The following is a 6,161-nucleotide window of genomic DNA, read 5'->3' as shown; positions in this document are numbered from 1 at the left end:
GTCTATAATAATTTCTTCAATGCTCATTTTCTCTAGCCTCTGGTATTAACTAATAAATTTTAAAATATTATTTGGCTGTATGTCATTATAAATTAGATTATCAGCCGCGATCGGTTTAAAATTACTCTATAATAGGATAATACTGAAAATACTCAATTTAAAAGTTTATTATGGTAATCAAATTTGAAGAAATATCTAGAGATATTGATACTTTACCAGAAGAAGCTCAAATATTACTACTTGATTTTATTCAGTTACTCAAAAAGCGTTATCCACAACCAGAATCAGAAAATCATAGTCAAGAAAAAAGTCTCTATGAGAAGTTTGATGAAATTGGATTAATTGGTTGTTGTTCTGTTGACGAAAATTTATCAACTACATATAAAGATGTTTTATCTAATACATTAGACAATAAATATGATCATCGTTGATACAGGATTTTGGTTAGCTCTTATTGATAAAAAAGACACTCACCACGGAAGAGCAAAGCAAGCTTTAAAACAGTATAATTAACCTTTAATTACAACATGGTCTGTTGTCACAGAAACTTGTTATCTTTTGCTAACTCGCAAGGGAGTTGACGCTGAAATTATTTTTTTAAATAGTCTGCAACAAGAATTATTTACGATTTTTAATTTAGAACTTCACCATACTGCTCGAATTATTGAATTAATGAAAAAATATGCTGATCTTCCAATGGATTTGGCTGATGCTTCCCTAGTAATTTTAGCAGAGCATTTAGGGCATGGACGCATTTTTTCAGTAGATCAACGTGACTTTAATACCTATCGTTGGAAGCAAAGTTATCCTTTTGAAAATCTCCTATTTTGAAGTAATTATAAAATATATTCTTGAGCCATCAAAGCTGAAATTCCTGACTTTACTTATTGAGACAGCCTTAGCCTATAATATACTTAAGATTTTACACAAGGATGGAACCATGACTAACATTCAAAATATGGTTCGCTTAAACTTAGATTTGTCACCTGAACTAAATCAGATACTAGACGAACTAGCAATAGCATGACAGATAGAACAGATTTATCAAAAATAATTGCCAGTACAGACGACAACCCACTAATTTTATCACCTGAAAGTTTGCCGTTACAAGAAGACGTAGAACTTGAGCGAAAGCTGAGAGAACTTAAATTTAAACAAGAATTAAGAAAAGATTGGATTTTATTTATTGTCAGGGATGTAGTAATTTTTCCTGCGGCTATCCTTTTTATTTTTGCTGCCAGTGGTTATTCCCTATTTCTTCATATTCATGGGTAACTTACTCTGACTACAATTTTTAATCAACCACAGAGGCGTAGAGTATACAGAGAAGAGAGAATTTATTTACCTTAAACAAGGGGATTTTACCCCTTGTTTTAATAGTTCGCCACGCTTTTGATAATTTATTTTTCTGGCGGCAAATCTACACTGTAAACAGTCTGCCCAGCCAAGTTACGCAATGTTACAGTCATCACCTTTGTATAAGCATCAATTTTGACTCCTCCAAAGAATTGCAAACCTTCATTTGGAGGACGATTTGCTTTTGTACCTGGAGGAAGGCTTTGAAATATCAATTGGGGGCCAAAGGTATTTTCTAGTTGGTTTGGCCCAAATGTGCCAGAGTTCAGAGGCCCGGCGACAAACTCCCAAAAAGGCTTAAAGTCTGTAAACTGTGCTTTGCTGGGGTCATAATAGTGAGCTGCTGCGTAATGTACATCAGCAGTTAACCAAACAACATTCTGGATATTCTTATTTTTGATAAATCGGAGTAAATCTGCAAGTTCCAGTTCTCTTCCTAAAGCCGGGCCATCTCCGTTAGCCCAAGCTTCAAAGTTGGTGCTACCATCTCTAACTATCAATCCCAGAGGCATATCACTAGCAATCACTTTCCATGTTGCTTTTGATGACAGCAATTGCCTTTTTAACCATTGTATTTGTGTTCTACCCGTAAATTCTGTGTCTTTACTTGGTACTGGCTGATTATTAGGGCTATTTGGCCCCCGATAGGTACGCTCATCCAGCATGAAAATGTCTAATAATGGGCCATGCTTAAAGGAGCGATAAATTTTCGCTTTGTCTGGCTCATTGGTTGTATACCCAATAGGCAGATATTCCAAAAATGCTTGCTTTGCTCTTTTGGCTAGCAAGTTAACATCCTTAACTGTATAACGGTCATCGTTGAGGATAGTTTGTCCAGGATACCAATTGTTTCTTGTTTCGTGGTCGTCCCACTGTGCCAATATCGGAACTTCAGCGTTGAAACGCTTGATGTTTCTATCCAACAAATTGTAAATATAGTTGCCACGAAATTCTGTAAGAGTTTCTGCTACTTTTGATTTTTCTGGTGTAGTGATGTTTTTCCAGATTGTGCCGTCGTCTAGCCTTACTTCTGATTGAATGGGGCCATCGGCATAAATATTATCACCAGAGTGAATGAAAAAGTCGGGATTAAGTTGACGCATGGTTTCGTAAATTTTCATCCCACCAAAATCAGGATTAATCCCCCATCCCTGACCGGCGGTGTCGCCACCCCAAACAAAGAATATATCTCGCCCAAATTTGGGGGGAGTTCGGAAAGAGCCTTTTACAGGAGCGCTGTAAGTGCCTTTATAATCTAAGTCTTGGAAGATTACCCGATAAAATAATTGTTGGTCTGGTGGCAGGTTTCTCAGATAAAGTCGTGCTGTAAAGTCGCTATTTTGTAAAGCATTTGGCCCGACAACTCGCTGCACATTTCTAAAAGATTCGCTGGTAGAGTATTCTACGATCATTTTGGCGGGGCGATCGCTACGACTCCAAATGACAATACTATCGTTAGAAATATCTCCGCTAGCTACGCCATAAGGTATAGCAGGACGCATTTTATCTGAAGTGATAATTGCAGGTGCTTCAGCAAAAACTTGTGATTTTGATGCAAAATTTGTGGATATAATTCCACCTGCCGTAATCGCTGAACGTAGCAAAAACTGGCGACGGTTTAGCCTCAATGGTTTATGAGATTCCATATTAAATAATGGCAATTTTAAAAAGTATTACAAAATAAGCTTCTACCACTTTTTTTATAATAAAAAGTAAAGATTTAGTTATCTAAGGGTTAATAAATTTTTTAATGTGTGTCTTACAGATAAAGTAACTGAGTCTACAACATTAGGTGGTACTCTTGTTGCTTGTGGTCTTAGTTGAATAATAAAATAACGAGAAAATCAATAAAAAAGGTTAAATTCTAACCTTTGTATTAAGTTAAGATTTTAATATAATTTTCAGCTCACAAGATGCTCTTAGCGCTTAACACATCGCTATAGAAAATTGTGTGTTATTGCTTTAGACTAACGCATCCTAATTAAAATTTACCTGAGAAATAGCCCCTAATGATAAGCCGCTAAATGTCTACGCTTTAATAAAAGTATTGGATTTGCTGAGGTACTCTATATTCCCACATCTACACTGTGAATTTTGGTTAGCAATCTGGGAAAGATAAGTTTATAACGATTGATGAATTTTGAAATTATAGAGATGGGTATTCATAATGTTGCCAGAAATATTACCTCAGCAGTCAAGACATGAGAGTATATCGACTATTAGTAGTACAACAAATGCTGATGAGTCAAATTTGCGATTAGAGTCAACGTTACAAGAATTACTCTCTTGGGAAGTTCATATTGAAATAGAGTTTCCAGGGAATGATTTAGTTACGCTCTTTAAGCAAGAGCCTTTATTACCAGGAATTATCCTCAATAATAATCAAGAGTATGTAGGGATGATTTCACGACGGAAATTTTTTGAGTATATGAGTTCCCCCTACAGTTTGGCTTTATTTTCTACAAAACCGATTAAAATTCTTTACAAGTTTTTTCAGACAGAGATATTAGCCATTTCTGAGGATACGCCTATTGTTAAAGCAACTGAGATAACTTTGCAACGACCACCTCAAATTGCATACGAGCCAATTTTGATTAAAACTACGTGTGGAAAATATAAGCTGGTCGATTTTCACCAATTACTCTTAGCCTACTCCCAAATACATGTATTAACACTCGTTCAGCTACAACAGGTGGAGGAACAATCTAGAGTTGCTAAAGCAGGCTTTCGCGATCTTCAGCAAAACTATACGCGATTAATTCAGAATGAAAAAATGGCTGCATTAGGACAACTTGTTGCTGGTATTGCACACGAAATCAACAATCCTGTCAACTTTATTGCTGGGAACCTTGTTCATGCCATCGAATATAGTCAAAATCTGCTAAATATTATTAGATTGTACCAACAATCTTATCCTGAACCAGAAACAGAAATTAAAACTGCGATCGCACAAATTGAACTGGATTTTTTAACTACCGATCTCCCCCGTCTTCTCACTTCTATGCAGGTTGGTACTAAGCGAATCGAGCAAATTATTCTTTCTTTACGAAATTTTTCTCGTCTTGATGAATCTGAGAAAAAATTAGTTGATATCCATGAAGGTATTGATAGTACGCTAATAATCTTACAAAGTCGTCTTCAAAATAACCAAATAGGTGAAAACATCAACATAATTAAAGAATACGGCAATCTTCCCCAAGTGGAGTGCTATGCTGGATTACTCAATCAGGTATTTATGAATATTTTAGCGAATGCTATTGATGCTATAGAAGAGTCATTTGTCACTTGTACTGAGCGAAGTCGAAGTATTAGTCATTCATCATTGTTAAAGGATAAAGGAAAAATTTGTATTCGGACTCAACTCACTGATGACAATCAAGTAATTATTTGCATTTCTGATAATGGTCCGGGAATTCCAGAGAGTCTACAAAAGCAATTATTTGATCCCTTTTTTACTACTAAACCCGTTGGTAAAGGAACTGGATTAGGTTTATCTATTAGTTATCAAATTGTTGTGGAAAAACACGGTGGTCATCTGCAATGTATATCAACTTTTGGCAAAGGGACTGAGTTTATTATTGAAATTCCGATTCACCTAAATTCTGAACTTGTTTAGGAAATCAAACAATAACCAAAGAAGAGACATTCTTAGTCAGTTTTTCTTGGTTGAGATATTGGATTCTAACTATAAGTCCCTGCTGTTTCACTGGTTACTGTAACAGGTTCTGACACGATATCATCTATCTTATTAAACTCTCCAGCCTGCCAGCTATCTGTTGTATCCTTGATAAAACTAGCAATAGGAATTGCAATTAACAAACCCAGCACCCCTCCTAACTTTGCCCCCAACAACAAAGAAATCACTACCCACACGGGATTTAAACCAGTTAAATTACCAAGAATTCGAGGTGCAACAAAATTAGAATTAACTTGGTCGATTGCAACAGCTATACCTAATACTTCAACTCCTAACCAAAAGTTTTGCAATGCCACCAAAAGGCTTACTATGGCAATGCCAAATCCTGTACCAAAGGGGAAGAGAGAAAATAAACCAATCCCGATGCCAAAAAGTAAAGCCAAGGGAACTCGCAGCGTCAAAAATGCCAGTGTAATTGTCACCCCCAATACGGCTCCCAATGTTGCTTGACCGATAAAGTAATTGTGGAAGTCTTCTCGCAGTAATTCTCGCAATCTTAACCCAATGTTATGGGGAAACCACTGAAATATTCCGTCCCAAAGACGCTCGCCATTTAATATTAGATAGACAGTTAGCACTACCGCCAGCAACACATTGAGAACAATACCAATGGTATCGACGGCGAAACCAAGAATTCTACCAGTGAAAGACTGAAGTTGGTTAGATAATCGTTCCAAAACTTGGGTAAATAACCCGCTTAAATTAATGGGAAGCTGTTGCTGACTTAACGCCCAATCCTGGAAAGTTTGGAGTTGCTGAGTACCAGAATCAATCCAACTTGGCAAAATATTGGCTAGCTCAACGAGTTGTTGGATAATTAGGGGAACTAAGGTAATGCCTAAAGCCACTAAAACCACTAGAGTTAAAAGCAACACTCCTGCGATCGCTAGGTTACGTTTTACCCCTTGTTCTTGCAAAAACTGGATTGGATAGTTCAAGACAAAAGCCAATAGAATGGCGGCGGCAATAATGCTGATCAATGGCTGAAAATACTGCACCACCTGGAGCAATAGCCAACCGTTGAGAATAATAATCGGAAATGCCAATCCTATAGTTAACCATCGCGGTAGTTTGTTTGCTGATTGCATTAGTGATGACTCCACAAGAT

The 6,161-nt window shown here is 36.7% G+C and carries 6 protein-coding genes; 4 read left to right on the top strand and 2 right to left on the bottom strand.

Features of this window, described 5'->3' with window-relative positions; genetic code table 11:
• The first annotated feature begins 170 nt into the window (after nucleotides 1-170).
• From GNF10_RS34135 to GNF10_RS34125, 3 genes are all read left to right on the top strand, one after another.
• Nucleotides 171-431: a DUF2281 domain-containing protein gene (locus GNF10_RS34135; RefSeq protein ID WP_185607398.1), complete on the top strand. Its 261-nt coding sequence runs from the start codon at nucleotides 171-173 to the stop codon at nucleotides 429-431.
• Between the two features lie 88 nt (nucleotides 432-519).
• Entirely contained in the window at nucleotides 520-831 is a 312-nt protein-coding gene (locus GNF10_RS34130) for a VapC toxin family PIN domain ribonuclease (RefSeq protein ID WP_311774259.1), read from the top strand.
• 192 nt (nucleotides 832-1,023) lie between these two features.
• Nucleotides 1,024-1,275, top strand: a complete 252-nt coding sequence (locus GNF10_RS34125) for a hypothetical protein (RefSeq protein ID WP_185585802.1) — start codon at nucleotides 1,024-1,026, stop codon at nucleotides 1,273-1,275.
• A 125-nt stretch (nucleotides 1,276-1,400) separates the two neighbouring features.
• Here GNF10_RS34125 and GNF10_RS34120 read toward each other — a convergent pair whose 3' ends face one another.
• Nucleotides 1,401-3,002, bottom strand: coding sequence for an alkaline phosphatase (locus GNF10_RS34120; RefSeq protein ID WP_185585801.1), 1,602 nt, complete (start codon nucleotides 3,000-3,002; stop codon nucleotides 1,401-1,403).
• Nucleotides 3,003-3,523: 521 nt separating this feature from the next.
• Here GNF10_RS34120 and GNF10_RS34115 point away from each other — a divergent pair.
• Nucleotides 3,524-4,972: a sensor histidine kinase gene (locus GNF10_RS34115; protein WP_185585800.1), complete on the top strand. Its 1,449-nt coding sequence runs from the start codon at nucleotides 3,524-3,526 to the stop codon at nucleotides 4,970-4,972.
• 65 nt (nucleotides 4,973-5,037) lie between these two features.
• Here GNF10_RS34115 and GNF10_RS34110 read toward each other — a convergent pair whose 3' ends face one another.
• Nucleotides 5,038-6,141 (bottom strand): AI-2E family transporter, encoded by a 1,104-nt coding sequence (locus tag GNF10_RS34110; RefSeq protein ID WP_185585799.1) that lies wholly within the window; start codon nucleotides 6,139-6,141, stop codon nucleotides 5,038-5,040.
• Nucleotides 6,142-6,161 lie beyond the last annotated feature (20 nt).

This window comes from Nostoc sp. UCD121, from assembly GCF_014222285.1.
GTDB lineage: Bacteria > Cyanobacteriota > Cyanobacteriia > Cyanobacteriales > Nostocaceae > Nostoc.
This window is presented reverse-complemented; position numbering and strand designations above follow the sequence as displayed.

Coding starts and splice junctions, on each gene's coding strand:
- GNF10_RS34125 (WP_185585802.1), top strand. CDS start 1,024: ATGACAGATAGAACAGATTTATCAAAAATAATTGCCAGTACAGACGAC.
- GNF10_RS34120 (WP_185585801.1), bottom strand. CDS start 3,002: ATGGAATCTCATAAACCATTGAGGCTAAACCGTCGCCAGTTTTTGCTA.
- GNF10_RS34135 (WP_185607398.1), top strand. CDS start 171: ATGGTAATCAAATTTGAAGAAATATCTAGAGATATTGATACTTTACCA.
- GNF10_RS34110 (WP_185585799.1), bottom strand. CDS start 6,141: ATGCAATCAGCAAACAAACTACCGCGATGGTTAACTATAGGATTGGCA.
- GNF10_RS34115 (WP_185585800.1), top strand. CDS start 3,524: ATGTTGCCAGAAATATTACCTCAGCAGTCAAGACATGAGAGTATATCG.